Genomic DNA, 26,937 nt, shown 5'->3' with positions numbered 1-26,937 from the left:
TCGGCCATCTATCCAGTTGTCTCGCCACACGCGTCGACGGCGGCCACCCGCCGGGGACGCGTGCGGGCGGTTCCCTCCCGGGTGGCCGATGAGCCGGCCCGGGTGGGCGCGGTGCTCAGTCCTTGACGGTGTCGGTTTCCTCGGCCGCCGTCTCGACGGGGCGCTCCGCCTTGGTGACCACCCGGGCGATCGCCGGGCGGGCGTAGCGGGTCTGCACTCCGGGGGCGATCTCAAGCAGGACGCTGTCGTCCTCGACACCGGTGACCGTGCCGTAGAGCCCGCCGATGGTGACCACCTCGTCGCCGGCGGAAAGGCCGGACTGCATGGACTCTGCCTCGCGGCGGCGCTTCTGCTGCGGGCGGATCATCATGAAGTACATGACGCCGAAGAGCAGAGCGATCATGAGGATCGGCGTGAAGCCTCCCGCTCCGCCGCCTTCTGCTGCGTAAAGCACGGTTGTCGACCTTCCCATTGGCCCCCGGTCCCGGCGGGTGAACGCCGGAGCGGAGGCGGATTTTCACATCCTGTACAGACCGCGGCGAGTCTAGTCGCTGTATCTGGGAACGCCGAATGCGGCACAGATCACGTTCGGATCACGGCTCGCCGGTGTCCACGGAGAAGAGATCGGCCACGGGAGGAGCTTCGGTGCCAAATGTACCATTCGGGGGCGTACGCCCCAGGTGCTGCCAGGCGGCCTCGGTCGCCACCCGGCCCCGCGGCGTCCGGGCCAGCAGCCCGGCCCGGACCAGGAACGGCTCGCAGACCTCCTCCACCGTGTCCGGCTGCTCCCCCACCGCCACGGCCAGCGTCGACAGGCCCACCGGGCCGCCCCGGAACGAGTCGACCAGCGCGGTCAACACCGCCCGGTCGAGCCGGTCCAGCCCGAGCGCGTCCACGTCGTACACGGTCAGGGCCGCGCGGGCCGTGGCGACCGTGACCACGCCGTCGGCGCGTACCTCGGCGAAGTCCCGCACCCGGCGCAGCAGGCGGTTGGCGATCCGGGGCGTGCCCCGGGACCGGCCGGCGATCTCCGCCGCCCCGTCGTCGGTGATCGGCACGCCGAGGATCCGCGCCGACCGGTGCAGCAGCACCTCCAGGTCGGCCGGGGAGTAGAAGTCCAGGTGGGCGACGAAGCCGAACCGGTCCCGCATCGGGCCGGTGAGCAGACCGGCACGGGTGGTCGCGCCGACCAGGGTGAACGGTTCGACGTCCAGCGGGATCGCGGTGGCCCCCGGGCCCTTGCCCACCACCACGTCGACCCGGAAGTCCTCCATCGCGCTGTAGAGCAGCTCCTCCGCCGGCTTGGCGATCCGGTGGATCTCGTCGATGAAGAGCACGTCGCCCTCGGCCAGGCTGGTCAGGATCGCGGCCAGGTCGCCGGAGCGCTCGATCGCCGGGCCGCTGGTCACCCGGATGCCGGTGCCCAGCTCCGCGGCCACGATGTTGGCCAGGGTGGTCTTACCGAGGCCAGGCGGCCCCGACAGGAGGATGTGGTCGGGTGGCGAGCCGCGCCGCATCGCGCCCTGCAACAGCAGGTCGAGCTGGTCGCGGACCCGGTGCTGGGCGATGAACTCGTCCAGCCGCTTCGGCCGGACGCTGGCCTCCGCGTCCCGCTCCGCGTCGGCCACGTACGCCGAGACCAGGTTGTCGCCGGTCATCGGGTCCGGCCCAGCAGCCGGATGGCCTGCTTGAGCAGCACCGGCACCGGCGGGGTGGCGCCGTCGACGGTCTCGGCGACGGCGGCCACGGCCTGGTCGGCCTGGCCGGCCGTCCAGCCGAGCCCGATCAGCGCCTGGCGGACCTGCTCCGGCCACGCCCCGCCGGTCACCCCGGCCGCGCCGTCGGCACCCACCGGCACCGGGCCGATCCGGTCGCGCAACTCCAGCACCAGGCGCTCGGCGCCCTTCTTGCCGATCCCGGGGACCCGGGTCAGCGCCGCGATGTCGGCGTTGGCGATCGCCTTGCGCACGGCATCCGGGGTGTGCACGGCGAGCACCGCCTGGGCCAGCCGTGGGCCGACCCCGCTGGCCGTCTGCAAGAGCTCGAACAGCGCCTTCGCGTCGTCGTCGGCGAAGCCGTAGAGGGTGAGCGAATCCTCCCGGACGACCAGGCTGGTGGCCAGCCGGGCCGGCTGGCCGACCCGCAGGTCGGCGATGGTGCCGGGGGCGCACTGCACGGCCAGGCCGACCCCGCCGACCTCGATCACCGCGTGGTCACCACCGGTGGCGGTCACCACGCCGCGGACACTGGCGATCATCTCGTTGCTCCTCGTCTCGCCCGGTCCGCGGCGGCGGCCAGCTTCGACCGCGTGCCGCCGCGCCACACGTGGCAGATGGCCAGCGCGAGGGCGTCCGCGGCGTCCGCCGGCCGGGGTGGCTCGGGCAGCCGCAGCAGCCGGGTGACCATCGCGGTCATCTGTGCCTTGTCCGCCTGACCGGAGCCGGTCACCGCCGCCTTCACCTCGCTCGGGGTGTACGTCTGCACCGGCAGCCCGGCGCGCGCCCCGGCCAGCACGGCGATACCGCTGGCCTGGGCGGTGCCCATCACCGTACGCACGTTGTGCTGGCTGAACACCCGCTCCACGGCCACACTGTCCGGCTGGTGCTCGGCGACCAGCTCGGTCAGGGAGCGGTCCAGGTGCAGCAGGCGGGCCGGCAGCTCGTCGGCCGGGTCGGTGTAGACGACGTAGTAGGCGACCAACGCGCAGGGCCGCCCCGGCACCCCCTCGACCACGCCGACCCCGCACCGGGTCAGCCCCGGGTCGACGCCGAGCACCCGCACGCCGCCTCCTCCCGCCACCGACTCTCCGCCCACCGGCGTCGAGCCACCGACCCCGCAGCCCGCTGAATCCCCGCCCACCGAGCAGTACGTGTGTTCGACCACCCTACCGACGGGGCCGACACGCCGCGCCCCGGGACACGCCCGCCGGGTGGCTGCGTACCGGCATCGTCACGTCGGCGCGGCTCGGATGTCGCGACCGGCCACAGAGTGCGGTGCGAGTATGTGTCGCAACCCCATGTGCGCTCGGCCACACAGCTCGTAACTTCATGCGCCATGACGGCAGAACCCGTGGCGGTCCCCCACGTCGTGAACGTCGACCTCGCCGGCCGTACCGCCCTCGTGACGGGCGGCGGCGGTGGTATCGGCCGCGCCTGTGCCCGGCGGCTGGCCGCGGCCGGCGCCAGCGTGCTGGTGGTCGACCGCAACGTCGAGGCCGCCAAGCTGGTGGCCGCCGAGGCCGGCGGCCGGGCCGAGGGCATCGACCTGGCCGACCCGGAGGCGGTGGACCGGCTCGACGCCGAGGTGGACATCGTGGTCAACAACGCGGGGCTACAGCACGTCGCGCCGGTGCAGGAGTTCGCCGTCGAACGCTTCGAGTACCTGCACCGGGTGATGGTGGAGGCGCCGTTCCTGGTCATCCGGCGAGCCCTGCCGCACATGTACGCGCGGGGCTGGGGCCGGATCGTCAACATCTCCTCGGTGCACGGGCTGCGCGCCTCGCCCTACAAGGTGGCGTACGTCGCGGCCAAGCACGCCCTGGAGGGGCTCTCCAAGGTGGTGGCGCTGGAGGGTGCGGCGCACGGGGTCACCGCCAACTGCATCAACCCGGCGTACGTACGCACCGCGCTGGTGGAGAGCCAGATCGCCGACCAGGCGGCCACCCACGGCATCCCGGAGACCGAGGTGATCGAGAAGATCATGCTGGCCCGGGCCGCGATCAAACGCCTGATCGAGCCCGAGGAGGTGGCCGAGCTGGTGGCCTACCTCTGCTCCCCGCCCGCGGCGTTCCTCACCGGCGCCTCGATCGCGCTCGACGGGGGCTGGACGGCGAACTGATGGTTGCCCGCACAATGTCCGTCATGTCGTCGCCGGTGGAGTTCCTGGAACTGCTCGCCCGGGAGGCGGCCGCGGTCGAGTTCGAGGGGCCGCTGGTCGCTGCCCGGTCGGCCGGGCTGCCCGCCGACCGGATCGCCGAGCTGGAGCAGGCCAAGACCGTGGCGCTGCGGGTCCGCGCGCTGCTGGAGCGCCGCCGCCGCCGGGAGAGCGAACTCTCCGGCCTGTACGACACGGTCAGCGACCTGGCGGGGCTGCGCGACCTGGACGACGTGCTGCGGGCGATCGTGCACCGGGCCCGGCACCTGCTCGGCGCCGACATCGCCTACATGACGCTCAACGACTCCGAGCGCGGCGACACCTACATGCGGGTCACCGACGGCTCGGTCTCGGCCCGGTTCCAGCGGCTGCGGCTGCCGATGGGGGCCGGCCTCGGCGGGCTGGTGGCCCAGTCGGGCGCTCCCTACGTCACCGCGAACTACCCGGAGGACGATCGCTTCCACCACACCCGGGAGATCGACGCGGGGGTGGGCGAGGAGGGGCTGGTGGCCATCCTCGGGGTGCCACTGCGGCTCGGCTCCACCAGCATCGGCGTGCTCTACGCGGCGAACCGCTCGGCCCGGCCGTTCGCCCGCGAGGAGGTGGCGTTGCTGCTCTCGCTGGCCGCGCACGCCGCGGTGGCGATCGACACCGCGCGGCTGCTGGCCGAGACCCGGGCGGCGTTGGCGGAGCTGTCGGCGGCCAACACCACCATCCGGGCGCACAGCAGCTCGGTGGAGCGGGCCGCGGCGGCCCACGACCGGATGACCGCCCTGGTGCTGCGCGGCGGCGGGGTGGAGGATGTCACGGCCGCGGTCACCGAGGTGCTCGGCGGGGCGCTGCTGGCCCTGGACGCCGAGGGGCGGCTGCTGGCCCGGGTGGGCGAGATCGACGAGCCGGACCGCGCGGACCTCGTGGAGGCGGTGGCCGCGTCCCGGACCGAGGGGCGCAGCGTACGCCGGGGCGCGCTCTGGTACGCCGCGGTGGTGGCCGGCGCGGAGAACCTCGGCGCGCTGGTGCTGCACCCCGAGGGCGAGCTGGCCGACGCCGACCAGCGGATCCTGGAGCGTGCCGCGCTGGTGACCGCGCTGCTGCTGCTGTTCCGGCGTACCGTCGCCGAGGCGGAGGGTCGGGTCCGGGGCGAGCTGCTCGACGACCTGATCGCCCGGCCGCTGCGCGACACCGACGCGCTGCGCAGCCGCGCCCGCCGCCTCGGCGTGGACCTGGACGCTCCGCACGTGCTGGTGGCCGTCGGCGAGGACGCCATCGCGGCGACCGGGTCGGCCCGGCAGCGAGTGCTCTCCTGGGCCACCACGTACGCCTCGACCCGGGGCGGGCTGGCCGCGGCGCGCGACGGTCGGGTGGCCCTGATGCTGCCCGGGCAGGACGCCGGTGGCAGCGCCCGCGCGGTGGCCCGGGACCTGTCCCGGATCACCGGACGGCCGGTGACGGCCGGGGCGAGCGGCCCGTCCACCGGGCCGGCGTCGCTTGCCAACGCGTTCCGGGAGGCCGACCGCTGCCTGACCGCGCTGGGCGCGCTGGGCCGGGCCGGGCAGGGGGCGAGCACCGCCGAGCTGGGCTTCGTCGGGCTGCTGCTGGGCACCGTCTCCGACGGCGGCGACGCCGACGTGAGCCGGTTCCTCGCCGCCACCGTCGGCCCCGTGATCGACTACGACGCCCGTCGGGGCACCGCCCTGATCCGCACCCTGGAGGCGTACTTCGGGGTGGGCGGCAGCCTGGCGCGAGCGGCCGAGCAGCTGCACGTGCACGTCAACACGGTGACCCAGCGGTTGGAGCGGGTCGGCCAGCTGCTCGGCGCGGACTGGCAGCGACCCGAGCGGGCGCTGGAGGTGCAGCTGGCGCTGCGCCTGCACCGGCTGCGCGCGCCGGCCGACTGAGCCACTGCGCGGCGGGCGGGTCAGCGGGCGCGGATGCCGGCCAGGACGCCGTCGACGACCTTCTCGGGGAGGGTCTTCTCGTCGAGGTCGGGGTTCCAGTTCAACACCCGCTGGATCAGCATCGGGCCGGTGAGCATCGCCATGGTGACCTCGACATCGAGGTCGGCGCGGAGGTCGCCGTCCCGGATGCCACGACGCAGCACCTCCCGCATCACCGCCCGGCGGGGCTCGACGATGCTCTGGTAGAACGCGTACCGCTCGGGGCTGCGTTTCACCTCGGGCACCAGGCAGGGCATGATCTTCGCTGCCCGCGGGTCGACGTTGTGGCCGATCGCGCTGACCAGCGTGATCAGATCTTCCCGGACGGAGTGGCCGGCCGGTTGCGGCGGCTCGCCCTTGAGGGTGCGCAGCGCGTCGCGCAGCAGCGCGTCCTTGCCGGGCCAGCGACGGTAGATCGTGGCCTTGCCGACTCCGGCCCGCGCGGCGATCGCCTCCACCGAGATCGCCTCGATCGTGCTGCCCTCGGCGAGCAGGTCGAGCGTGGCCTCGATGATCGCCTCGTCCGCGCGGACGCTCCGCGGCCGACCGGGCGGCCGCGGAGCATCTGCGGTGGTGGTCATGTCTCCAGTCTCCCCGACGTCAGGCGGCGCCGGCCAACTCGGGCTCGCCGGCCGGTGCCGGTACGCCGGTCTCCGGCCGGCCGGGCATCCACCGCAGGGCCACCAGGATGCCGGCCGCGGCGACCAGCGCGGCCAGCGCCGCGGACCAGTGCATGGCCGAGACGAAGGCGTCGTTGGCCGCCGTGACGAGCTGCGGGGCCGCGGGCCCGAGCTGCCCGGCCGCCGCGTACGCGCCGGAGATCGACTCGCCGGCCGCCTCCCGGGCCACCGGCGGCAGGTCCGCCAGCGCCGGATCGATGCCGGAGCGGTAGCCCGCGGCCAGTACCGAGCCGATCACCGCCACGCCGAGCGCGGCGGAGACCTGGCGGATGGTGTTGCTGACCGCGGAGCCGACCCCGGCCTTCTCCCGGGGCAGCGCCGACATGATCGACTCGGTGGCCGGCGGCATGATGTTCGCCATCCCGACCCCCTGGAGGAAGAAGACGACCAGCACCACCCAGATGGGCGTGGTCGCGTCGACGAAGGCGAACGCGGCCAGCGCCACCACGGTCAGCAGCAGGCCGACCACCGCGACCGCCCGGCCGCCGTACCGGCGGACCATCGTGGCGCTACGCGGGGCGAAGATCAGCTGGGCGATCGCGAAGGGCAGGAAGAGCAGGCCGGTCTCCAGCGGGCTGTAGCCGCGCACCAGTTGCAGGTAGAACGAGCTGAAGAACATCACGCCCATGGCGGCGAAGAAGATCAGCCCGATCATCGCCACCGGCGCGGCGAAGCGCGGCACCCGGAACAGGCGCACGTCCAGCGAGGGGTGGGTGCTGCGCCGCTCGTAGGCGACGAACCAGGCCAGCACGCCGAGGCCGGCGAGGATCGAGGCCCAGACCACCGGCCGACCGAAGCCGTGCTCGCCGCCGTCGATGATGCCGTAGGTCAGGGCGACCAGACCGACCACCGAGAGCAGTACGCCGAACGCGTCGATGCGGCCCGGCTTCGGATCCCGCGACTCGGGCACCAGCAGCGCCACCAGCACCACGCCGAGCGCGACGACCGGCACGTTGATCAGGAAGACCGAGCCCCACCAGTAGTGCTCCAGCAGCAGGCCGCCGAGGACCGGCCCGATCGCCACCGCCAGGCCGACCGCGCCGGCCCACACCCCGATGGCCCGCCCCCGTTCGCGCGGGTCGAAGACGTTGGAGATGATCGACAGGGTGGCCGGCATGATGGCCGCGCCGCCGACCCCCATCAGCGCGCGGGCCGCGATCAGCTGCGCGGGGCTCTGCGCGTACGCCGAGAGCAGTGACGCCAGGCCGAAGAGGAGCAGGCCGATGAGGAGCATGCGGCGGCGGCCGGACCGGTCGCCGAGCACCCCGAAGGTGAACAGCAGCCCGGCGAAGACCAGCGTGTAGGAGTTGATCGACCACTCCAGCTCGCCCTGGCTGGCCCCGAGACCGTGCACCGGGTCGGCGAGCGTTCGCAGGGCGACGTTGAGGATGGTGTTGTCCAGGACGACCACGAGCAGGCTGATCACCAGCACCCCGAGGATCGCCCACCTCCTCGGATGTCCGGTGTTCTGGTTCGGCTGCATCTCCGGTACCCCCCGGTTTCGATACGGTCCCGTCCGTAATCGGTCCCGAGCGTAGGCTCCCCATTAACGATACGGAACCGGATCGTATCGAATGTGACAGCGGTCACCGCCGCCTCCCGTGTCGCCCCGCCCGCAAGAAAAGCACCCACAGCGGCCGGCCGCCGTGCCGGCCGCGCGGAGCCGGCGTCCGGTCCGGAACCGGCGTCCACCCTGGGGTCTGTGCCCGTTTGGGGTCTGCGCCCGCTCTGGGCTCTGTGTCCGTTTTGGCGCGGCATACGGTCGGGGTTGGTGTCCGATCTGGGGGCGATGTCCCGGTCATGCGGCGATGCCGGCGGGCCGTCGACGGAATCTCGGGCGGGTGGATGGCGTTGTAACCCGTGGCTGACCAAGCAGGGCCCGGCCCCCGGCCATGATCCCCCGCCGGCCACCCCACCGGAGACGACGACCCGCGAGCGGGTCCCCCGGAATGAGCCGCCCCGGTCAGTCGTTACACCTGGACCGGCCCCGCGACGAGCGCCCACCCCTCAGGCCCCGCGGGGACCCCTGATCCTCCCGCGCCCACCCGGCGCACACCCTTCCGCGCCGCCGCCCCCGACCGAGGTGGCGCGGACCCCCGACCCCCGGATGGAGTTTTGATCATGAACTCGATGCTGCGTAAGAGTGTTCTCGGTATCGCTGGTCTCGCCGTCGCCGGTGGCCTCGCCGCGGGCCCGCTGAACCACGACACCACCACCACCGGCACCACCACCCCCGCCGCCGTCCAGGCCGACAAGCCCGACACCGGCGCCCTCACCCCACACGGCGTACAGGGCGCGCAGTCACGCATCGACCTCAACGCCGAGCAGACCAGCAACGCCAAGGCCATCATCGCCGCCACCAAGAAGACCGGCATGGACGAACGGGCCGCAGTCGTCTCCATCGCCACCGCGTTGCAGGAATCCAAGCTGGAAAACCTGGGCCACCTCGGCGACCGCAACGACCACGACTCACAGGGCCTGTTCCAACAGCGCCCCTCCTCCGGCTGGGGCACAGTCGAACAGATCACCGACCCCGAATACGCCACCACCGCGTTCCTCAACGGCCTGAAGCAAATCGACGGGTGGAAGGACCTGCCCCTGACCGTGGCCGCGCAGAAGGTGCAGGTCTCGGCCTACCCGGACCACTACGCCCAGTGGGAACAGCAGGCCGCCGACCTCGTCACCCAGCACTGGAACAGCTGACCCGACCGGCATTCCTCCACAGGGGAAGCAGGAACCGCTGGCCGGCATCCACCAGGATGCCGGCCAGCGGCATGTCCGGGCCCGGGACGTGGGCCACCGACGGGCTACCGGCCGCGGGCGGGCTACCGGCGGCGGGAAACCCGCCAGCGCTGCGCCAGGGCGGCCACGCTGCCCCAGATCCCGCGCCGGAACAGCAACACCACCAGGACGAAGATGCCGCCGGTCACCAGGCCGATCGTCTCGAACCCGGAGTACGACAGCCAGTCCTCCAGCCGGACCAGGATGGCCGCGCCGAGCACGCCGCCCCAGAGGGTGCCGATGCCACCGAGCACGACGACGATGACCGCCTTGCCCGAGGTCGTCCAGTGCAGGGCGTCCAGCGAGACGAACCGGTGGCCCATCACGAACAGCCCCCCGCCGAGCCCGGCCAGGAACGCCGAGAGGACGAACGCGGTGAGCTTGTAGCGGTGCACCGGGTAACCGAGCGCGCGGGCCCGCGCCGGGTTGTCGCGGATGCCGACCAGGACCCGGCCGAACGGCGAGTTCACGATCCGCCACGCGGCGGCCAGCCCGAGGAGCACGATCGGCAGCGCCGCATAGTAGAAGTGGTACTCGTCGCTGAGGTCCAGGCCGAACAGCTCCCGCGGCACGCTCTGTAGGCCGTTCTCGCCGCCGGTGACGCTGCCCCACTTGTTCGCGATGTAGTAGATCATCTGCGCGAAGGCGAGGGTCACCATCGCGAAGTAGATCCCGGTCCGCTTGACCGCGAGATACCCGACCGGCACCGCGAGCAGGGCCGCCACCAGCGCCCCGGCCAGCACGGCGACCGGGAAGGGTACGCCCGCATGGATCGCGACCAACCCCGTCGCGTACGCCGACGTGCCCCAGAAGGCGGCGTGCCCGAACGACATCAGCCCGGTGAAGCCGAGCAGCAGGTCGATGGCGACGGCGAAGAGCGCCCAGCACAGGATGTCGACGGCGACGGCCGGGTAGAGCCCGTTGGGCAGCCACAACGCCACCGCCAGCCCGGCCGCCAGCAGGGCGTGGCGCAACCAGCCGGGGGCGGCGGCCACCGTGCCCAGGGCGGACCGCGGCGCGGCGGCGTCGGGCGCCTCCGGCGGCACGGTGGGTGTGGAGGTCATGCCGGCGACTCCTCTCGCCCGAACAGACCGGCCGGCCGCCACAGCAGCACGACCGCCATCACGATGAACACCAGGGTCTGCGCCAGGATCGGCGCCGACTCCGACAGGTACGCCTCGCCCCACGACTGGACCAGGCCGATGCCGAAGCCGGCGGCCACCGAGCCGAAGATGGAGCCGAGCCCACCGATCACCACGACCGCGAAGACCACGATGATCAGGTCGGCGCCCATCAGCGGGTTGACCGCCCGCATCGGTGCGGCGAGCACCCCGGCGGCCCCGGCCAGGGCGATGCCGAAGCCGAACACCGGAGTCACCCACCGCCCGACGTTGATCCCGAAGGCCCGGGTCAGCTCGGGCCGCTCCGTCGCGGCCCGGACCACCATGCCGATCCGGGTGTGGCTCAGCAGCCACCAGACCCCGAGGCAGGCCACGATCGCGAAGCCCAACACGAAGACCCGGTACGCCGGGAAGGTGAACAGGCCGAAGTCGATGGACCCCCGTAGCCCGGCCGGGGTGGCGTACGGGCTGGACTGCACCCCGTACCGGCTCTTGACCAGGTCCTGCAGGATCAGCGTCAACCCGAAGGTCAGCAGGAAGTTGTAGAGCGGATCCAGCCGGGTCAGCCGGTGGATGAACGCCCGTTCGAGCGCCATGCCGAGCAGACCCAGCGCCGCCGGCACGATCACCAGCGCGCCCCAGAACGGCACCCCGGCCTCGGAGAGCAGCACGTACGCCCCGAACGCGCCGAGCATGTAGAACGCGCCGTGGGCGAAGTTGACCACTCTCAGCATCCCGAAGATGACCGCGAGCCCGAGGGCGAGCAGGGCGTAGAACGCCCCGCTCACCAACCCGTTGAACGTGTGTTGCAGGAAACCGCTCATCGCCTCGTCACATCTTGCAGTCGGCCGACGGGCTCGCGAATGCCTGCTCGGCGGGGATGGTCTTGAGGATCTTCACGTAGTCCCACGGCTCGGTGACCTCGGCGGCCGGCTTGACCTCGGCCAGGTAGGCGTCGTGGATGACCCGGTGGTCCTCGGCGCGGATCTTGCCGTTGCGCAGGAAGACGTCCTCGATCGCCTTTCCCTCCAGGTGCTCGACCACCTTGTCGGCGTCGTCGGTGCCGACCGCCTGGACGGCCTCCAGGTACTGGAACGCCGCCGAGTAGTTCGCCGCGTGCGCGAAGGTCGGGCGAGCCCCGGTCTGCTGCTGGAACCGGTCGGCGAACTCCCGGTTGCGCTGGTCGAAGTTCCAGTACCAGGCGTCGGTGTAGGTGGTGCCGGCCAGCGCGTCGGGCGTCAGCGAGTGGATGTCGGTCAGGAACATCAGGCCGACGGAGAGGCCGACGCCCTTCTCCCGCAGCTTGAACTCGTTGTACTGCTTCACCAGGTTGACCAGGTCCGCGCCGGCCTGCATGGTGCCCAGCACGTCCGGCTTCGGGTCGAGCGTCGGGGCCTTCAGCAGGAAGGTGGAGAAGTTGTCGTTGGGGAACGGCGTCGCGTCCCTGCCGACGATGCTGCCGCCCGCCTGCTGCACCGCGGCGGAGAAGCTCCGCTCCATGTCCTGCCCGAACGCGTAGTCCGGGTAGACGATGTACCAGTTCCGGGCACCCTGCTCGGTGACCGTCCGGCCGGTGCCGTTGGCCAGCATGTACGTGTCGTACGCGTAGTGGAACGTGTACCTGTTGCAGGCCTTGCCGGTCAGTTCCGTGGTGGCGCCGGTGATGTTGAAGTAGAGCTTCTTCTTGGCCTTCGACACGTCGGCCACCTTGAGCGCGGCCGAGGAGGTCGGCACGTCGAAGATGACATCGGCGGACCTTCGGTCGTACAACTCGGCGGCCCGGTTGTTGGCGATGTCCGGCTTGTTCTGGTGGTCGGCGGACTCGACGCTGATCCTGTCGGTGACCGCGTCGTCGCCGTACTTGGCCTTGAAGTCGGCGATGGCCATCTCCACGGCCTGCACCGAGTTGCGGCCGGACAGCTCGGAGTAGACCCCGGACTGGTCGTTGAGTACGCCCAGCACGATCCTGTCGTCGGTGAGCTTCGAGTCCCCCGGGCTCTGCGGTCCCCCACCGCCGCAGCCGGCGACCAGCATCACGGCGGCGCAGACCGCCGCCACCCCTGTGGTTCTACGCATGCCCGATCCTCCATATCCGCGCCCGGCGCGGCTCGCTCTCCGGTTGGGAAAATCGTCAGATCCCGAGGTACGACAGCAGTTCGCGCTCGCGCGACCGCACCTCGGAGTTCTCCATCGCCTCCGCGATGCGCCCCTCGGCCAGCAGGTAGTGCCGGTCGGCGACGCCGGTGGCGAAGTGCAGGTTCTGCTCCACCAGCAGCACCGTCACGCCGTGCTGCTTGGCCTGCCGCAGGATCTCGCCGACCTGCTGCACCAGCAGCGGGGACAGGCCCTCGGTCGGCTCGTCGCAGAACATCAGTCGGGCGCCCATCCGCAGCACCCGGGCCAGCGCCAGCATCTGCTGCTCGCCCCCGGAGAGCATGGTGGCCGCCGAGTCGCGCCGCTCGTAGAGAGCGGGGAAGGCCTCGTACACCCGCTCCAGCGACCACGGGTGCGGGCCGACCGCCGGCGGCAACGTGAGGTTCTCGGTGACGCTGAGCGTGGCGTAGCTGCCCCGGTCGTCGGGCACCCAGCCGAGGCCCAGCCGGGCCCGCCGGTAGGCCGGCAGTTTCGTGATGTCCCGCCCGTCGAGCTCCACCGTGCCGCGCTGGCCGGGGTGCAGCCCCATCGCACAGCGCAGCAGGGTGGACTTGCCGGCGCCGTTGCGCCCGACCAGGGTGACCACCTCACCGGCGGCGACCTCAAGGCTGACGTCCCGCAGCACCTGCGCCTCGCCGTACCAGGCGGAGAGGTTCTCAATGCGCAGCATCAGCGGCTCCCAGGTAGGCGGTGATCACGCGCTCGTCGGTGCGGACCTGTTCGTACCGGCCCTCGACGAGGACCGTGCCGGCCTGCAGGACGGTGACGGTGTCGGCGAGCCGTCCGACCACGCTCATGTTGTGCTCGACCATCACCACGGTCCGGCCCGCGCGGAGGCGACCGACGAGTTCGACGGTGCGGTCCACGTCCTCCAGGCCCATGCCCGCCGTCGGCTCGTCCAGCAGCAGCACCTTCGGGTCCAGCGCCAGGGCGATGGCCAGTTCCAGGGCCCGCTTGCGCCCGTAGGCCAGCGCCTCGGCCGGCGCGTCGGCCAGCTCGGCGAGGCCCACCATGTCGAGCAGCTCGCCGGCCCGGTCGGCGTAGCGGCGCATCAGCTTCGCCGAGCGCCAGAACTGCCAGCCCAGCCCACTCGGGCTCTGCAACGCCAGCTCGACATGCTCGCGGGCGCTCAGTTGCGGAAAGAGGCTGGTGATCTGGAACGAGCGGGCCACCCCCAGCCGGGCGACCCGCTCCGGGGGCAGGCCGGTGACGTCCCGGCCGGCCAGCTCGATCCGCCCCGCGGTGGGCCGCAGGAAGCCGGTGAGCAGGTTGAACAGCGTGGTCTTGCCCGCGCCGTTCGGCCCCACCAACGCGTGCACGCTCTCCGGCGCGACATCGAGGTCGACGCCGTCGACCGCCCGGAAACCCCGGAAGTCACGGGTGAGCCCTCGTGCCGACAGGATTGCTTGCCCGGTCATCGCCCATCCTTCGGTTACCGGCGACGACCAGTTCGGTGATCGGGGTCACAGGGCCGTCGCGTGCAGGAAACCTACGACCCCGCCGACACGTCGATCTATGTCGATGGTCGATATATTTCCGGCCCGTCATGGGTGTCTATGCCCCACCACCCGACCGCAGCTTCCCGCCGCGGGAGGCACCGACGCCAGCAGGCCCTGCCGGTCCGCCCGGAAGACATGTGTCAACGCCACCCTCCGGCGGGCCGGCCCTTGCCCACGACCGCTACGTTGCTGATCAAGACAGCAGGCCGCCCCCGAAAGGTCCGGACAGATGCCGTTCGGCTTCACCCTCGCGATCGTCGCCGCGTTCGCCGCGATCGTCGCCACCGCCGTCGCCCTCCTTGGTTCCCGGAACGTGCGGCGGAGCGGCGCCCTGGCCGCCGCCGCGATATTCGCCGCGACAGTCGCGCTCACCGTGGCGTCGAGCGCCCACTCGGTACCGATCCGCTCGGTGGGTATCGTCACCAGCTTCGGCAAGCCGACCGGCAAGGTCACCGGCTCCGGCCTGAAGTGGGTCGCGCCGTGGCAGCGGGTCGGCGAGTGGGACGCCGGGCGGCAGAAGTACGACCACATCGGCGACAACAACTGCGTACGGGTGCGTACCGGCACCCTCGCCGACGCCTGCGTCGAGGTGCTGGTCGAGTGGCAGGTCCGGCCGGAGAACGCCCCGCAGCAGTTCATGGACTACAAGGGCGACTTCGACAGCTTCCGGGGCCAGCGGGTCGGCGTGCAGCTGGACAGCGCGGTGAACGACGCCTTCGCCGTCTACAACCCGCTGGAGCGGATCGACGCGCAGACCGGCAACCTGAACGTCGACCTCAAGCCCTTCTCCGAGAGCATCAAGACCAACGCGGAGGGCCGGCTGGCCGACGACGTCGACATCCTGTCGGTCACCATCACCCGGGTCAACCACGACGACAAGACCGAGGGCAACATCAAGGCCTTCCAGGACAAGCTCGCCCAGACCCGCAACCTCGAACAGGACCGCCGCAACGCCGAGATCCAGAAGCAGATCACCGAGACCAACGCCAAGGTCGACAAGGTGACCCGATGCCTGGAGATCGCCGAGAAGAACGGCAGCACGCCGGGCCTGTGCATCAACCCGGGCATCGTCACCGGCACCGCCAAGTGAGCACCGCCAAGTGAGCACCGCCGCCCTCGCCGGCCGGCCGAGCGACCCCGGTCCCTGACCGCCGGGGCCGCGCCGCCGGCGAGGGCGGCCCGCGCGCCGGTCAGCCGGTCAGCGCGTCCAGGGCGAGGTCGACGTCCCGCTCCGTGCTGTAGAGGTGGAAGGCGGCCCGGACCCGACCGGCCCGCACCGCCGCGCGCACACCGGCCCGTTCGAGCTTCTCCTGCGCGCCGGGCACCTGCACGGTGACGATCGCGCTGCGCCCGGATGGTTGGCCCAGGCCAGCGAGGAACCGGTTGGCCAGCGCCACGTCGTACGCGTGCACCGCCGGCACCCCGATCTCCAGCAGCAGTTCCAGCGCCGGAGCCGCGCCGACCCAACAGAACCAGGCCGGCGAGATGTCGAACCGGCGGGCGTCGTCGGCGAGCCGCAGCGGCGGCCCGTAGTACGAGTCGTGCGGGTCACGGCCGGCGAACCAGCCGGCGGCGTCCGGCCGCAGCCGGTCCCGCAACGCCGGATCGAGATAACCGAAGGCGGTGCCCCGCGGGCCCATCAGCCACTTGTACCCACCCGCCACCACCACGTCGGCACGGGCCGCCTCGAACGGCAGCCAACCACACGCCTGGGTGGCGTCGACCGCGACGAGCGCATCGTGGGCCCGGGCCGCCGCGACGATCTCGTCGTACGCGGCCACCGCGCCGTCGGCGGACTGCACCAGGCTGAACGCCACCAGGTCGGTGTCGGCGTCGATCGCAGCGGCCAGTTCGTCCAGCGGCACGGTGCGCACCTCGACGCCCCGGTCCGCCTGCACCAGCCAGGGGAAGAGATTCGAGGTGAACTCGACCTCGGGGACGACCACCCGCGCACCGGCCGGCAGCGCGGCGGCGACCGGAGCCAGCAGCTGCGAGACGGTGGCACCGACCGCCACGTCGGCCACCGGCACCCCGACCAGCCGGGCGAACGCGGCCCGGGACCGCCCGGTCGACTCGCCCCAGCTCTCCCAGGACACCCGTCCCACCCGCCAGCCGGCGAGCGCCTCCTGCAACGCCTCCCAGGCCGGGTCGGGCGGCAACCCGTAGCTGGCGGTGTTCAGCCAGCCCGGCTCCGGTTGCCACAACTTCTGCGCCTGTTCCAGTTCCACGCCCACCGACGCTAGCCCCCCTCACACCCGAACCAGAGCGCCAATCCCACCCCCCTGGCCCCCACCCCTCCCCCACCCCGCTCCCCCCCGCCCGCCCCCAGGGCGCCGATCATGCAGTTGTGGTGCCCTACGGATAGGGCAGAAGGGGCGGAACGCCCACCACAACTGCATGATCGGCAAGGGTGGGTGGGGCGGGGGCGGGTGGGGGCGGGTGGGAAAGAGGTGGGTGGGGTGGGGTGGGGGTGGGGTGGGGTGGGGGTGGGGTCAGGCGGGGGTGGGGGCTAGTTCACGGGGCGGGTGGGTGGGGGTGGGGGTGGGTTCTTCGTCGAGCATGGTGGTCTCGTCGAAGGGGTGCTGGCCGGCGAGGACGGCGCGGGCCTGCGTCCGGTCGAACTCGCCGGTCCAGGTGCCGACCAGGACGGTGGCGACCGCGTTGCCGGCGAAGTTGGTCAGCGCCCGCGCCTCGGACATGAACCGGTCGATGCCGACGATCAGGCCGACCCCGTCGAGCAGATCCGGCCGGTGTGACTGGAGGCCGCCGGCGAGCGTGGCCAGGCCGGCGCCGGTGACCCCGGCCGCCCCCTTGGAAGCGATGATCATGAACAGCAGCAGGCCGATCTGCTCCCCGATGGACATCGGCTTGCCCATCGCGTCGGCCACGAAGAGCGAGGCCATGGTCAGGTAGATCGCGGTCCCGTCGAGGTTGAACGAGTAGCCGGTCGGCACGGTGATCCCGACGACCGGCCTGCTGATCCCGAGGTGCTCCATCTTGGCGATCAGCCGGGGCAGCGCCGACTCCGACGACGAGGTGGAGACGATGAGCAGGAACTCCCGCCCGAGGTAGCGGATGAGCGTGAAGATGTTCACCCGGGCGACCAGCCAGAGCAGCGCGCCGAGCACCATGACGACGAAGATCAGGCAGGTGGCGTAGAAGCCGAGCATGATCTGGGCGAGGCTGGTCAGCGCGTCGATGCCGGTCGCGCCGACCACCGCCGCCATGGCCCCGAAGGCGCCGATCGGCGCCGCCCACATGATCATGGCGAGGACCTTGAAGACGAGCCGCTGGATGACCCCGATCGCGCGCAGCGCCGGTTCGCCCCGGCTGCCGAGGCCCTGCACCGCGAAGCCGACCAGCAGCGCGACCAGCAGCGTCTGCAACACCTCGCTTCCGGTGAGGGCGGAGAGCAGCGAGGTCGGGATGATGCCGAGCAGGAAGTCGACCGTTCCGGCGCTCTCTCCACTGGCCGCCGCCTGGCCGGCACCGGCCGTGCCGGCGTCCAGGTTCAGCCCGGCGCCGGGCTGGATGATGTTGCCGACCACCAGGCCGATGGCCAACGCGACGGTGGACATCAGCAGGAAGTAGCCGAGCGCCAGGCCGCCGACCTTGCCGACCTTGGCCGCCTGCCGGACCGAGCCGACGCCCAGCACGATGGTGCAGAAGATGACCGGGCTGATCATCATCTTGATCAGGGCGATGAATCCGGTGCCGAGGGGCTTCAGCGTCGTACCGAACTCGGGGGCGGTGAGGCCGACGACGACGCCGGCGATCGCGGCGGCGATCACCGCCAGGTAGAGGTAGCGGGTCGGATCCCGACGCGTGGGCTGGGCCGACATCGGCGCGGTGGTAGGGGTGGTGGTGTCCATGCCGACAATGTGACCTGCGCCTCACCCGGCGACAGCCTTGTGGTCATACTGGTCATCGCCGCGACCCACGGGCGATACCACGCCGACCCGCGCGCGACACTGGGCCACCGGGGCGGACGAGGACGGGAGCGGTGGTGGCGCGACGGCAGTGGAGCATCGCGGGACAGCTCTTCGCCCTCCAGGCCGCGGTGATCGTGCTGCTGGTGGCGGTCGCTGCCGGCGGGGCGTTCTGGCTGGCCAGCACGGACACCGAGCAGGCGGCTCGGGAGGAGGTGCTCGCGGTCGCGAAGACCGTGGCCGGCTCCCCCGACGTACGCGCGGCGCTGCGCTCGGCCGACCCGTCGGCCGTCCTCCAGCCCTACGCGGAGGCGACCCGGGTGGAGACCGGAACGGACTTCGTGGTGGTGATGGCGCCGGACCGCACCCGCTACTCCCACCCCAGCCCGGAACAGATCGGCCAGAGGTTCCTCGGCGAGATCGAACCCGCGCTGGCCGGCCGGGCCTTCACCACCACCAACGTCGGCACGCTCGGCGAGTCGGTCCGGGCGGTCGCGCCGGTCCGCGACAGTGACGGGCGGGTCGTCGGCCTGGTCTCGGTCGGCATCACCACCCGGGTGATCAACCGGCGGCTGTTGGCGCAGGCGCCGCTGCTGCTCGGCGCCGCCGGCCCCTCCCTCGCGGTCGCCGGCTTCGGATCCTGGCTGCTCAACCGCCGCCTGCGAAGGCAGACCCGCGGGCTCGGCCCGACCGAGATGACCCGGATGTACGAGTACTACGACGCGGTCCTGCACTCGGTGCGGGAGGGGCTGGTGGTGCTCACCACCGACCGCCGGGTGGCGCTGGTGAACGACGAGGGCCGCCGGCTGCTGGGGCTGGGCGGGGAGCCGGACGGGGTCGACCGACCGGTGGCCGGGCTGGACCTCCCGCCCGCGGTGACCGACCTGCTGACCTCCGGCCGGGACGCGCACGACGAACCGGTGCTCGCCGGTGACCGGGTGCTGGTGGCCAACCAGCGCCAGGCCCGCTTCGAGGGTCACCCGGTGGGCACCGTGTTGACCCTGCGGGACCAGACCGACCTGCGGGCCCTGACCAGCGAACTCGATTCGGTGCGGGCGCTGACCGACGCGCTTCAGGCCCAGACGCACGAGTCGGCGAACCGCCTGCACACGGTGCTGACGCTGGTGGAGTTGGGGCGTACCGCCGAGGCCGTCGAGCTGGCCACCCGCGACCTGGCGCTGGCCCAGCAGCTCACCGACCGGGTGGTCGGCGCGGTCGCCGACCCCGCCCTGGCGGCCCTGCTGCTCGGCAAGTCCGCCCAGGCCGCCGAGCGCGGCGTCGACCTGGTGATCGAGCCGGAATGCCGGCTCGACGCCAGCCCGCTGCCCACCACCGACCTGCTCACCGTGGTCGGCAACCTGGTCGACAACGCCCTGGAGGCGGTCGCCGGCACCGCGCCGCCGCGCCGGGTCCAGGTGCTCGTCGAGGTGGTCGACGGCGAGTTGGTGGTGCGGGTCTCCGACAGCGGTCCGGGCCTGGACCCCGACCGGGTGGCCGACGCGTTCCGCCGCGGCTGGTCGACCAAGAGCAACGGTCGCGGCCTCGGCCTGGCCCTGGTCGGGCAGGTGGTCGACCGGCACGGCGGGAGCACCGAGGTGGGCCGCGCCGAGGGCGGCGGTACCCGGTTCACCGTCCGGCTCCCCATCGCCGGCGAGGTCGACCAGTGAACGGGAGCGGCGACGCCATCCGGGTCCTGGTGGTCGAGGACGAACCGCTGCTGGCCGAGGCGCACCGGGCGTACGCCGAGCGGGTGCCGGGGTTCGTGGTGGTGGGCGTCGCGCACACCGCGCGGGCGGCAATGGCGGTGCTGCGGCGCAACAACGGCGCGGATGTCGACCTGGTGCTGCTCGACTTCCGGCTGCCCGACCTGCCGGGCCTGGAGGTCTGCCGGGCGTTGCGGGCGGCCGGCAGCAGCATCGACGTGCTCGCCGTGACCTCCGCACGCGACCTGGCCGCGGTCCGCACGGCGGTCTCCCTGGGGGTGACGCACTACCTGCTCAAGCCGTTCACCTTCGCCGCCTTCCGCGACAAGCTGGAGCGGTACGCCGACTACCGGCGGCAGGCGCTCGCGGCCGGCGAGGTCGCCGCGCAGCACGAGGTGGACCAGATGTTCGCCACGCTGCGCGGCGCCAGCGGGCAGACCCTGCCCAAGGGGTTGGACGCGCAGACGCTGCACGCGGTGCTCGGCGCGCTCTCCCTCGTCACGGGCCACTCGGCGAGCGAGGTGGCCAACTCCACCGGCGTGTCCCGGGTGACCGCCCGGCGGTACCTGGAATACCTGGTGACCGTCGAGCGGGCCCGGCGTACGCCGCGCTACGGCACCCCCGGCCGCCCGGAGATGGAGTACCGAGCGGTCTGACCGGGCCCGGCCGGCGGGCTCGGCCCGGGCCGGGTCAGCTCGGGTGGGATCGGCGGGCGGGTCAGCCGACGTTGGCCGGGCCGAGGACGCTCTTCAGGTCGGCCATCAGCGCGGTGGTCGCCGCCACCCGCACCGGGCCGAGCCGCCAGGTGCTGCTCCGGCCGCCGTTGAGGAGCTTGACGTGCACCTCGGCGTCGCCCGGGTGCAGCACCAGGGTTTCCTTGAGCCGTTCCACCAGCGGTGGGGTGCAGCGGGTGACCGGGATGGTGAGGGTGACCGGCTTGTTGGCCGCGCTGGTGCTGACGTCCGGCAGGGACATGTCCATCGCCATGATGCGCGGGGTGTCGTCGCGCCGGTCGACCCGGCCCTTGACCACCACGATGGCGTCCTCGGCGATGTACTGCCCGATCACCTCGTAGGTGTTCGGGAAGAAGAGCGTCTCCACCCCGCCGGCGAGGTCCTCCAGGGTGGCCGAGGCCCAGGCCCGGCCCTGCTTGGTGACCCGCCGCTGCACGCCGGAGAGGATGCCGGCGAGGGTGACCACCGCACCGTCGGGCACGGTGCCCTCCTCGGAGAGGGCGGCGATGGTGCAGTCGGCCGCCGCGCCGAGGATGTGCTCCAGGCCGAACAGCGGGTGGTCGGAGACGTACAGGCCGAGCATCTCGCGCTCGAAGGCGAGCTTGTCGCGCTTGTCCCACTCCCCCTCGGCGATGGTCGGCATGACCGTGGTGTTGGTCGCCGTCTCGGTGTCACCGAAGCCCGCGCCGAAGAGGTCGTACTGCCCGACGGCCTCCTTGCGCTTGACGTCGGCGTACGCGTCGATGGCGTCGGCGTGCACGGTGAGCAGCGCCTTGCGCGGATGCTGGAGCGAGTCGAACGCCCCGGCCTTGATCAGTGATTCGATGGTCTTCTTGTTGCAGACCACCGCATCCACCTTGGACAGGAAGTCGTAGAAGTCGGCGTACCCGCCCTTCTCGTCGCGGCAGCGCATGATCGCGGCGACCACGTTCGCGCCGACGTTGCGGATCGCGCCGAGACCGAAGCGGATCTCCTTGCCGACCGGGGTGAACGGCCCGGCGGAGGTGTTCACGTCCGGCGGCAGCACCTGGATGCCCATCCGCCGGCACTCCGACAGGTACATGGCCATCTTGTCCTTGTCGTCGCCGACGGAGGTGAGCAGCGCCGCCATGTACTCGGCCGGGTAGTGCGCCTTCAGGTACGCCGTCCAGTACGAGACGAGCCCGTACGCGGCCGAGTGCGCCTTGTTGAAGGCGTACCCGGCGAACGGGACCAGCACGTCCCAGACCTTCTGGATGGCCTCGTCGGAGTAGCCGTGTTCACGGCAGCCGTCCCGGAACGGGATGAACTCCTTGTCGAGGATCTCCTTCTTCTTCTTGCCCATCGCCCGGCGCAGCAGGTCGGCCTGGCCGAGCGTGTACCCGGCGAGGATCTGCGCGGCGCGCTGCACCTGCTCCTGGTAGACGATCAGGCCGTAGGTGGGGGCGAGGATCTCCCGCAGCGGCTCCTCCAGCTCCGGGTGGATCGGGATGATCTCCTGGAGGCCGTTCTTGCGCAGCGCGTAGTTGGTGTGCGAATCCACGCCCATCGGTCCGGGACGGTAGAGCGCGAGGACGGCGGAGATGTCCTCGAAGTTGTCCGGCTTCATCATCCGCAGCAGCGAGCGCATCGGCCCGCCGTCGAGCTGGAACACGCCCAGGGTGTCACCCCGGGCCAGCAGCTCGTACGCGGCCCTGTCGTCCAGCGGCAGGGCCAGCAGGTCCAGCTCCTTACCGTGGTTGAGCTGGATGTTCTTCACCGCGTCGTCGATGATGGTCAGGTTGCGCAGGCCGAGGAAGTCCATCTTCAACAGCCCGAGCGACTCGCACGTCGGGTAGTCGAACTGGGTGATGATCACCCCGTCGGAGTCCCGGCGCATCAGCGGGATGTGCTCGATGATCGGCTCGGCGGACATGATCACACCGGCGGCGTGCACGCCGGTCTGCCGGATCAGCCCCTCGATGCCCCGGGCGGTGTCGATGACCTTCTTGACGTCGGCTTCCGACTCGTACATGCCCCGGATCTCGCCGGCCTCGGCGTAGCGGGGGTGCTTCGGGTCGAAGATGCCTTCGAGGGGGATGCCCTTGCCCATCACGTCCGGCGGCATGGCCTTGGTGATCCGGTCGCCGACCGCGTACGGGTAGCCGAGCACCCGCGCCGAGTCCTTGATCGCGGCCTTCGCCTTGATGGTGCCGAAGGTGGCGATCTGCGCGACCTTGTCCTCGCCCCACTTGTCGGTGACGTACTTGATCACCTCACCGCGCCGGCGCTCGTCGAAGTCGATGTCGACATCCGGCATGGAGACGCGCTCGGGGTTGAGGAACCGCTCGAAGATCAGCCCGTGCGGGATCGGGTCCAGGTCGGTGATGCCCAGGGCGTACGCGACCAGCGAACCGGCCGCCGAGCCCCGGCCCGGCCCGACCGCGATGCCCTGGTTCTTGGCCCACTGGATGAAGTCGGCGACCACGAGGAAGTACGACGGGAAGCCCATCTGGATGATGACGCCCAGCTCGTACTCGGCCTGCACCACGTGCCCCTCGGGGATGCCCTGCGGGTAGCGGCGGGCCAGGCCGGCGAAGGTCTCCTTGCGGAACCAGGTCTCCTCGGTCTCCCCCTCGGGCACCGGGAAGCGCGGCATCAGGTTGTGGAACTCGAACATCCCGGTCGGGTCGACCCGCTCGGCCACCAGCAGGGTGTTGCGGCAACCCTGGAGCCAGGCGTCGGAGCCGTCCACGGCGCGCATCTCGTCGGCGGACTTGATGTAGTAGCCGCTGCCGCCGAACTTGAACCGGTTGGGGTCGGCCACGTTGCTGCCGGTCTGCACGCAGAGCAGCACGTCGTGCGCCTCGGACTGGGCCTCGTGGGTGTAGTGCGAGTCGTTGGTGACCACCGGCGGGATGTCCAGCTTGCGACTGATCTCCAGCAACCCGTCCCGGACCCGCTTCTCGATGTCCAGGCCGTGGTCCATCAGCTCCAGGAAGTAGTTCTCCTTGCCGAAGATGTCCTGGTACTTCGCCGCGGCTTCGAGGGCCTGCGCGTCCTGGCCGAGCCGCAGCCGGGTCTGCACCTCGCCGGAGGGGCAGCCGGTGGTGGCCATCAGGCCGTCGGCGTACTCGGCGAGCAGTTCGGCGTCCATCCGGGGCCACTTGACGAAGTAGCCGTCCGTGTACGCCTTGGAGGTGAGCGTGAAGAGGTTGTGCAGGCCGGTCTTGTTCCGCGCCCAGATCGTCTTGTGCGTGTAGCCACCGCTACCGGAGACGTCGTCGCTCTTCTGCTCCGGCCGGCCCCAGCGCACCCGCTGCTTGTGGTACCGCGACTCCGGCGCCACGTACGCCTCGATGCCGAGGATCGGGGTGACCCCGGCGGCCATCGCCTGCTTGTAGAAGTCGTTCGCGCCGTGCATGTTGCCGTGGTCGGTCATCGCCACGGCCGGCATTCCCTGCCGCTTGACCTCGGCGAACAGGTCTTTGAGCCGGGCCGCTCCGTCGAGCATCGAATACTCCGTGTGCACATGCAGATGCGCGAACGAATCGCCCACGAAGCCCCCCGGGTCGGATGATCGAGTCGGTCGCCCCACCCTATCGCCGCCGCCCGAGCCCACTCCAGCGCGCCACACCCCACCCCCGGTCGATCATGGAGTTGTGGTGCCCCACACAAGGGGCATATCACATATATCGACCAGCACAACTGCATGATCGGCGGGCGCGACGCTGCGCTCCGTGCCGACGCCGCGACGCCAGGAGATCGCCAACGAGTTGCGCGCCTCGATCGGCGACATGATCGACGGCCGGAGCGTGGTGAGGGCCCGCCGGTCCACCCGGTGACCTGAGCCCCTCCGGGCCTCGTCCGAGCGGCGGCGACAGCTCGCCGAACCGGCCGGGGGCGGGAGGTGGCCCGGCGAACGTACGATCATCAGCGGCAGGACCGACGTACGTACCGAGGGAGCGGCCGTGGAAATCATCATCGGATTGGTCTGTCTGGCGCTGATCGTCGTGGCGCTGGTCGGCTTCGGCGTCTCGATCTACAACGGGCTGGTCCGGGCCCGCAACGCGTATCGCAACGCCTTCGCCCAGATCGACGTGCAGCTGGTCCGCCGGCACGATCTCATCCCCAACCTGGTCGAGACCGCCAAGGGCTACCTCAAGCACGAGCGGGAGACCCTGGAGGCGGTGATCACGGCCCGGAACGCCGCCGTCAACGCGCAGGCCACCGCCGCGGCGGCCCCCGGCGACCCGGCCGCCATGCAGCAGCTCAGCGGCGCGGAGAACATGCTCACCGCCACGCTGGGCCGGCTGTTCGCGCTCTCCGAGGCGTACCCGGATCTCAAGGCCAACCAGAACATGATGCAGCTGTCGGAGGAGCTGACCTCGACGGAGAACCGGGTCGCCTTCGCCCGGCAGGCGTACAACGACGCGGTGATGGCCTACAACAACAAGCGCGAGGTGTTCCCGTCCAGCCTGCTGGCCGGGATGTTCTCGTTCGGCCCGGCGGCGCTCTTCACGCCGGACGACCCGCAGCAGCGCCAGGCCCCGCAGGTCTCGTTCTGAGTTTCGACCGCAGATGAACTTCTTCGAACGGCAGCGCCAGGTACGCCGGCTGTCGACCCGGCTGGTACTGCTGTTCGTGCTGGCCGTGGTCGGCATCGTGGTGGTGGTGAACGTCGCGGCGGTGTTCGCCTTCAACGCCGCCTCCGCCGACCCCGGACAGCTCGCCGCGTTCGTCGTCGCGGTCACCGTGGCCACGGTCGCGGCGATCGGGCTGGCCGCGCTGGTGCGGACGCTCACGCTGCGCGGTGGAGGCGGGAAGGTGGCCCGCGAGCTGGGCGGGGTGCCGGTGCCGACGGACACCACCGACCCGGAGCTGCGCCGGCTGCGCAACGTGGTCGAGGAGATGGCGCTGGCCTCCGGCGTACCCGTGCCCGAGGTCTACCTCCTTCCGGAGGAGACGGCGATCAACGCCTTCGCCGCCGGCTGGGGCCCCTCCGACGCCGCCGTCGCGGTCACCCGGGGCGCGTTGCAGCGACTCAACCGCGACGAGCTCCAGGGCGTTATCGCCCACGAGTTCGCCCACGTCGTCAACGGCGACATGCGGCTCAACATCCGGCTGATGGGCCTGCTCTTCGGCATCCTCTTCCTCACCGTGATCGGCCGGGGCATGTCCCGCTTCGGCCTGCTCGGCGGCGGGCGGCAACGCAGCAACAACAGCGGCGGCGGCATCAACCCGCTGATGCTGGTGGGGCTGGCGCTGCTGGTGGCCGGGTACGTCGGGGTCCTCGCCGGGCGGCTCATCCAGGCCTCCGTGTCCCGCCAGCGCGAGTACCTCGCGGACGCCTCGGCCGTGCAGTACACCCGCCAGACCCGTGGCATCGCCGGGGCGCTGAAGAAGATCGGTGGGCTCTCCGACGGCTCCGAGCTGAAGTCGCCGAAGCGCGACGAGGTGGGCCACATGCTCTTCGGCGAGGCGGCCCGGACATCCTGGTTCGCCACCCATCCCCCGCTGGCCGACCGGATCCGGGCGCTGGAGCCGTCGTTCGATCCGGCCGAGCTGCGGCAGTTGTCCCAGCGGTGGGCGGCGGCACCGCCCTCCGGCCGGCAGGAGGACATCGCGCTCGGTCTGGCCCCGACCGCCGCGCCGGGGCAGCCCGCCCCGGGCCAGGCAGCGCCGCCGGTGGCCGGCCGTCCGGCCGGGCCGGGACTTCCGGCCCACGACGCCCGGGTACGCGTCGCCCCGGCCGAGGTGCTGGGCCGGGTGGCCGCCCCGACCGAGACCGCCTACACCCACGCCGCGGCGATCCTCGACCGGATCCCGGGTCACCTGCTCGACCGGGCCCGCAACCGGGACAGCGCCGTGCCACTGCTGCTCGGCCTGCTGCTCAGCGTCGAGCCGGCGGTCCGGCAGCACCAGTACGCCGCCCTGGCCGACCGGCACGGCCCGGCCCTGGCCGACGCCGCGCTGCGCGAGTCGGACGCCCTGGCCGAGCTGCACCCCACGCTCCGGCTGCCGCTGGCCGAGCTGACCTTCCCGGCGCTGCGCGCCCGCCCGGCGGCGGAGCTGGAGTCGCTGATGGCGGCCGTGTTCACGCTGATCCACGCCGACGGCGCGATCGACGTGACCGAATACTGCCTCTCCCGGCTGCTGCTGGCCGAACTCCAGGAGTCGCTGCGGCCCGACTCCCGCTGGCGTACCGACCGGCGCACCCTGACCGACGCCCGCTCGGCGGCCTCCTTCCTGCTGGCCACGCTCGCCCAAGTGGGGCACGCCGATCAGGCCGCCGCCGACCGGGCCTTCCAGGCCGGCGTCGCCACGCTGCTGCCCGGCGCCACCCTCCCGTACGCGCCACCGGAGAACGGCGTGCTGGCCCTGGAGACCGCCTGGCCGGTGCTGGACGGGCTGCGTCCGGCCGACAAGGAGCGGCTGGTGGCGGCCGTGGTGGCGGTGATCAGCCACGACGGGACGATGACCGTGCCCGAGATCGAGCTGCTGCGGACGATCTGCGGTCTGCTGCACTGCCCGCTGCCGCCGATGGCCGGCCACGGCCTCGGCTGAC

General features: G+C 71.9%; 22 protein-coding genes. 8 read left to right on the top strand and 14 right to left on the bottom strand.

Going from position 1 to position 26,937, the window contains the following annotated elements:
* Nucleotides 1-115: 115 nt before the first annotated feature.
* The 4 genes from yajC to ruvC all read right to left on the bottom strand — a co-directional run bounded on the left by yajC (nt 116) and on the right by ruvC (nt 2,781).
* Nucleotides 116-454, bottom strand: coding sequence for a preprotein translocase subunit YajC (gene yajC, locus ACQPYA_RS11195; RefSeq protein WP_433532542.1), 339 nt, complete (start codon nt 452-454; stop codon nt 116-118).
* Between the two features lie 139 nt (nt 455-593).
* Nucleotides 594-1,658: a Holliday junction branch migration DNA helicase RuvB gene (ruvB, locus tag ACQPYA_RS11190; RefSeq protein ID WP_433532541.1), complete on the bottom strand. Its 1,065-nt coding sequence runs from the start codon at nt 1,656-1,658 to the stop codon at nt 594-596.
* Nucleotides 1,655-2,257: a Holliday junction branch migration protein RuvA gene (gene ruvA, locus ACQPYA_RS11185; RefSeq protein ID WP_433532540.1), complete on the bottom strand. Its 603-nt coding sequence runs from the start codon at nt 2,255-2,257 to the stop codon at nt 1,655-1,657. The genes ruvB and ruvA overlap by 4 nt, the downstream gene beginning before the upstream one ends.
* Nucleotides 2,254-2,781, bottom strand: coding sequence for a crossover junction endodeoxyribonuclease RuvC (gene ruvC, locus ACQPYA_RS11180; protein WP_433533467.1), 528 nt, complete (start codon nt 2,779-2,781; stop codon nt 2,254-2,256). Before ruvC ends, ruvA begins: the two co-directional genes overlap by 4 nt.
* A 273-nt stretch (nt 2,782-3,054) precedes the next feature.
* Between ruvC and ACQPYA_RS11175 the strand changes: the two genes are divergently transcribed.
* Both ACQPYA_RS11175 and ACQPYA_RS11170 read left to right on the top strand, forming a co-directional pair.
* Nucleotides 3,055-3,837: a 3-hydroxybutyrate dehydrogenase gene (locus tag ACQPYA_RS11175; RefSeq protein WP_433532539.1), complete on the top strand. Its 783-nt coding sequence runs from the start codon at nt 3,055-3,057 to the stop codon at nt 3,835-3,837.
* A gap of 14 nt (nt 3,838-3,851) precedes the next feature.
* Nucleotides 3,852-5,771 (top strand): helix-turn-helix domain-containing protein, encoded by a 1,920-nt coding sequence (locus tag ACQPYA_RS11170; protein ID WP_433532538.1) that lies wholly within the window; start codon nt 3,852-3,854, stop codon nt 5,769-5,771.
* A 20-nt stretch (nt 5,772-5,791) separates the two neighbouring features.
* Here ACQPYA_RS11170 and ACQPYA_RS11165 read toward each other — a convergent pair whose 3' ends face one another.
* Nucleotides 5,792-6,391, bottom strand: coding sequence for a TetR/AcrR family transcriptional regulator (locus ACQPYA_RS11165; protein ID WP_433532537.1), 600 nt, complete (start codon nt 6,389-6,391; stop codon nt 5,792-5,794).
* Between the two features lie 19 nt (nt 6,392-6,410).
* Nucleotides 6,411-7,973: an MFS transporter gene (locus ACQPYA_RS11160; protein ID WP_433532536.1), complete on the bottom strand. Its 1,563-nt coding sequence runs from the start codon at nt 7,971-7,973 to the stop codon at nt 6,411-6,413.
* A 638-nt stretch (nt 7,974-8,611) separates the two neighbouring features.
* Between ACQPYA_RS11160 and ACQPYA_RS11155 the strand changes: the two genes are divergently transcribed.
* A complete protein-coding gene (locus ACQPYA_RS11155; protein WP_433532535.1) occupies nt 8,612-9,193 on the top strand; it encodes a hypothetical protein in 582 nt (193 codons plus the stop codon).
* Nucleotides 9,194-9,315: 122 nt separating this feature from the next.
* Here ACQPYA_RS11155 and ACQPYA_RS11150 read toward each other — a convergent pair whose 3' ends face one another.
* Genes ACQPYA_RS11150 through ACQPYA_RS11130 form a run of 5 tightly spaced genes read right to left on the bottom strand, consistent with a single transcriptional unit; the run spans nt 9,316 to nt 13,964 of the window.
* Entirely contained in the window at nt 9,316-10,335 is a 1,020-nt protein-coding gene (locus tag ACQPYA_RS11150) for a branched-chain amino acid ABC transporter permease (RefSeq protein ID WP_433532534.1), read from the bottom strand.
* The gene (locus tag ACQPYA_RS11145) at nt 10,332-11,216 is read right to left on the bottom strand and encodes a branched-chain amino acid ABC transporter permease (protein ID WP_433532533.1); all 885 of its coding nucleotides are present in this window, start codon (nt 11,214-11,216) and stop codon (nt 10,332-10,334) included. The genes ACQPYA_RS11150 and ACQPYA_RS11145 overlap by 4 nt, the downstream gene beginning before the upstream one ends.
* A gap of 7 nt (nt 11,217-11,223) precedes the next feature.
* A complete protein-coding gene (locus ACQPYA_RS11140) occupies nt 11,224-12,468 on the bottom strand; it encodes an ABC transporter substrate-binding protein (protein WP_433532532.1) in 1,245 nt (414 codons plus the stop codon).
* Nucleotides 12,469-12,523: 55 nt separating this feature from the next.
* Nucleotides 12,524-13,216, bottom strand: a complete 693-nt coding sequence (locus ACQPYA_RS11135; RefSeq protein ID WP_433532531.1) for an ABC transporter ATP-binding protein — start codon at nt 13,214-13,216, stop codon at nt 12,524-12,526.
* Nucleotides 13,203-13,964 carry an ABC transporter ATP-binding protein gene (locus tag ACQPYA_RS11130; protein WP_433532530.1) on the bottom strand — a complete coding sequence of 254 codons (762 nt, stop codon included), beginning with the start codon at nt 13,962-13,964 and terminating at the stop codon, nt 13,203-13,205. The genes ACQPYA_RS11135 and ACQPYA_RS11130 overlap by 14 nt, the downstream gene beginning before the upstream one ends.
* A gap of 310 nt (nt 13,965-14,274) precedes the next feature.
* Between ACQPYA_RS11130 and ACQPYA_RS11125 the strand changes: the two genes are divergently transcribed.
* Nucleotides 14,275-15,135 carry an SPFH domain-containing protein gene (locus tag ACQPYA_RS11125; protein WP_433532529.1) on the top strand — a complete coding sequence of 287 codons (861 nt, stop codon included), beginning with the start codon at nt 14,275-14,277 and terminating at the stop codon, nt 15,133-15,135.
* Nucleotides 15,136-15,235: 100 nt separating this feature from the next.
* Here the strand turns inward: ACQPYA_RS11125 and ACQPYA_RS11120 are convergent, their stop codons facing one another.
* The gene (locus ACQPYA_RS11120) at nt 15,236-16,273 is read right to left on the bottom strand and encodes an aminotransferase class V-fold PLP-dependent enzyme (RefSeq protein ID WP_433532528.1); all 1,038 of its coding nucleotides are present in this window, start codon (nt 16,271-16,273) and stop codon (nt 15,236-15,238) included.
* Between the two features lie 264 nt (nt 16,274-16,537).
* Entirely contained in the window at nt 16,538-17,917 is a 1,380-nt protein-coding gene (locus ACQPYA_RS11115) for a cation:dicarboxylate symporter family transporter (protein ID WP_433532527.1), read from the bottom strand.
* Nucleotides 17,918-18,048: 131 nt separating this feature from the next.
* Between ACQPYA_RS11115 and ACQPYA_RS11110 the strand changes: the two genes are divergently transcribed.
* On the top strand, nt 18,049-19,641 hold the full coding sequence (locus ACQPYA_RS11110; RefSeq protein ID WP_433532526.1) for an ATP-binding protein: 1,593 nt from the start codon (nt 18,049-18,051) through the stop codon (nt 19,639-19,641).
* Nucleotides 19,638-20,333 carry a response regulator gene (locus tag ACQPYA_RS11105; protein ID WP_433532525.1) on the top strand — a complete coding sequence of 232 codons (696 nt, stop codon included), beginning with the start codon at nt 19,638-19,640 and terminating at the stop codon, nt 20,331-20,333. Before ACQPYA_RS11110 ends, ACQPYA_RS11105 begins: the two co-directional genes overlap by 4 nt.
* A gap of 61 nt (nt 20,334-20,394) precedes the next feature.
* Here the strand turns inward: ACQPYA_RS11105 and dnaE are convergent, their stop codons facing one another.
* Nucleotides 20,395-23,928 (bottom strand): DNA polymerase III subunit alpha, encoded by a 3,534-nt coding sequence (gene dnaE / locus ACQPYA_RS11100; RefSeq protein ID WP_433532524.1) that lies wholly within the window; start codon nt 23,926-23,928, stop codon nt 20,395-20,397.
* Between the two features lie 412 nt (nt 23,929-24,340).
* On the opposite strand from dnaE, the gene ACQPYA_RS11095 reads away from it, so the two are divergent.
* Both ACQPYA_RS11095 and ACQPYA_RS11090 read left to right on the top strand, forming a co-directional pair.
* Complete coding sequence (locus tag ACQPYA_RS11095; protein ID WP_433532523.1) at nt 24,341-24,937, top strand: LemA family protein; 597 nt, start codon at nt 24,341-24,343, stop codon at nt 24,935-24,937.
* 13 nt (nt 24,938-24,950) lie between these two features.
* The gene (locus tag ACQPYA_RS11090) at nt 24,951-26,936 is read left to right on the top strand and encodes a M48 family metalloprotease (protein WP_433532522.1); all 1,986 of its coding nucleotides are present in this window, start codon (nt 24,951-24,953) and stop codon (nt 26,934-26,936) included.
* Nucleotide 26,937 lies beyond the last annotated feature (1 nt).

This window comes from Micromonospora sp. CA-263727 (assembly GCF_050942455.1).
GTDB lineage: Bacteria > Actinomycetota > Actinomycetes > Mycobacteriales > Micromonosporaceae > Micromonospora.
The sequence above is the reverse complement of the archived record's forward strand: the minus strand, read 5'-3'. Positions and strand labels throughout refer to the sequence as shown.

What these genes read in the sequence shown, in the direction of transcription:
- ACQPYA_RS11175 (WP_433532539.1), top strand. Translation starts at nt 3,055, where the DNA reads ATGACGGCAGAACCCGTGGCGGTCCCCCACGTCGTGAACGTCGACCTC.
- ACQPYA_RS11140 (WP_433532532.1), bottom strand. Translation starts at nt 12,468, where the DNA reads ATGCGTAGAACCACAGGGGTGGCGGCGGTCTGCGCCGCCGTGATGCTG.
- ACQPYA_RS11170 (WP_433532538.1), top strand. Translation starts at nt 3,852, where the DNA reads ATGTCCGTCATGTCGTCGCCGGTGGAGTTCCTGGAACTGCTCGCCCGG.
- ACQPYA_RS11155 (WP_433532535.1), top strand. Translation starts at nt 8,612, where the DNA reads ATGAACTCGATGCTGCGTAAGAGTGTTCTCGGTATCGCTGGTCTCGCC.
- ACQPYA_RS11090 (WP_433532522.1), top strand. Translation starts at nt 24,951, where the DNA reads ATGAACTTCTTCGAACGGCAGCGCCAGGTACGCCGGCTGTCGACCCGG.
- ACQPYA_RS11135 (WP_433532531.1), bottom strand. Translation starts at nt 13,216, where the DNA reads ATGCTGCGCATTGAGAACCTCTCCGCCTGGTACGGCGAGGCGCAGGTG.
- ACQPYA_RS11115 (WP_433532527.1), bottom strand. Translation starts at nt 17,917, where the DNA reads ATGGACACCACCACCCCTACCACCGCGCCGATGTCGGCCCAGCCCACG.
- ruvA (WP_433532540.1), bottom strand. Translation starts at nt 2,257, where the DNA reads ATGATCGCCAGTGTCCGCGGCGTGGTGACCGCCACCGGTGGTGACCAC.
- ACQPYA_RS11165 (WP_433532537.1), bottom strand. Translation starts at nt 6,391, where the DNA reads ATGACCACCACCGCAGATGCTCCGCGGCCGCCCGGTCGGCCGCGGAGC.
- ACQPYA_RS11160 (WP_433532536.1), bottom strand. Translation starts at nt 7,973, where the DNA reads ATGCAGCCGAACCAGAACACCGGACATCCGAGGAGGTGGGCGATCCTC.
- ACQPYA_RS11125 (WP_433532529.1), top strand. Translation starts at nt 14,275, where the DNA reads ATGCCGTTCGGCTTCACCCTCGCGATCGTCGCCGCGTTCGCCGCGATC.
- ruvB (WP_433532541.1), bottom strand. Translation starts at nt 1,658, where the DNA reads ATGACCGGCGACAACCTGGTCTCGGCGTACGTGGCCGACGCGGAGCGG.
- ACQPYA_RS11150 (WP_433532534.1), bottom strand. Translation starts at nt 10,335, where the DNA reads ATGACCTCCACACCCACCGTGCCGCCGGAGGCGCCCGACGCCGCCGCG.
- ACQPYA_RS11130 (WP_433532530.1), bottom strand. Translation starts at nt 13,964, where the DNA reads ATGACCGGGCAAGCAATCCTGTCGGCACGAGGGCTCACCCGTGACTTC.
- ACQPYA_RS11145 (WP_433532533.1), bottom strand. Translation starts at nt 11,216, where the DNA reads ATGAGCGGTTTCCTGCAACACACGTTCAACGGGTTGGTGAGCGGGGCG.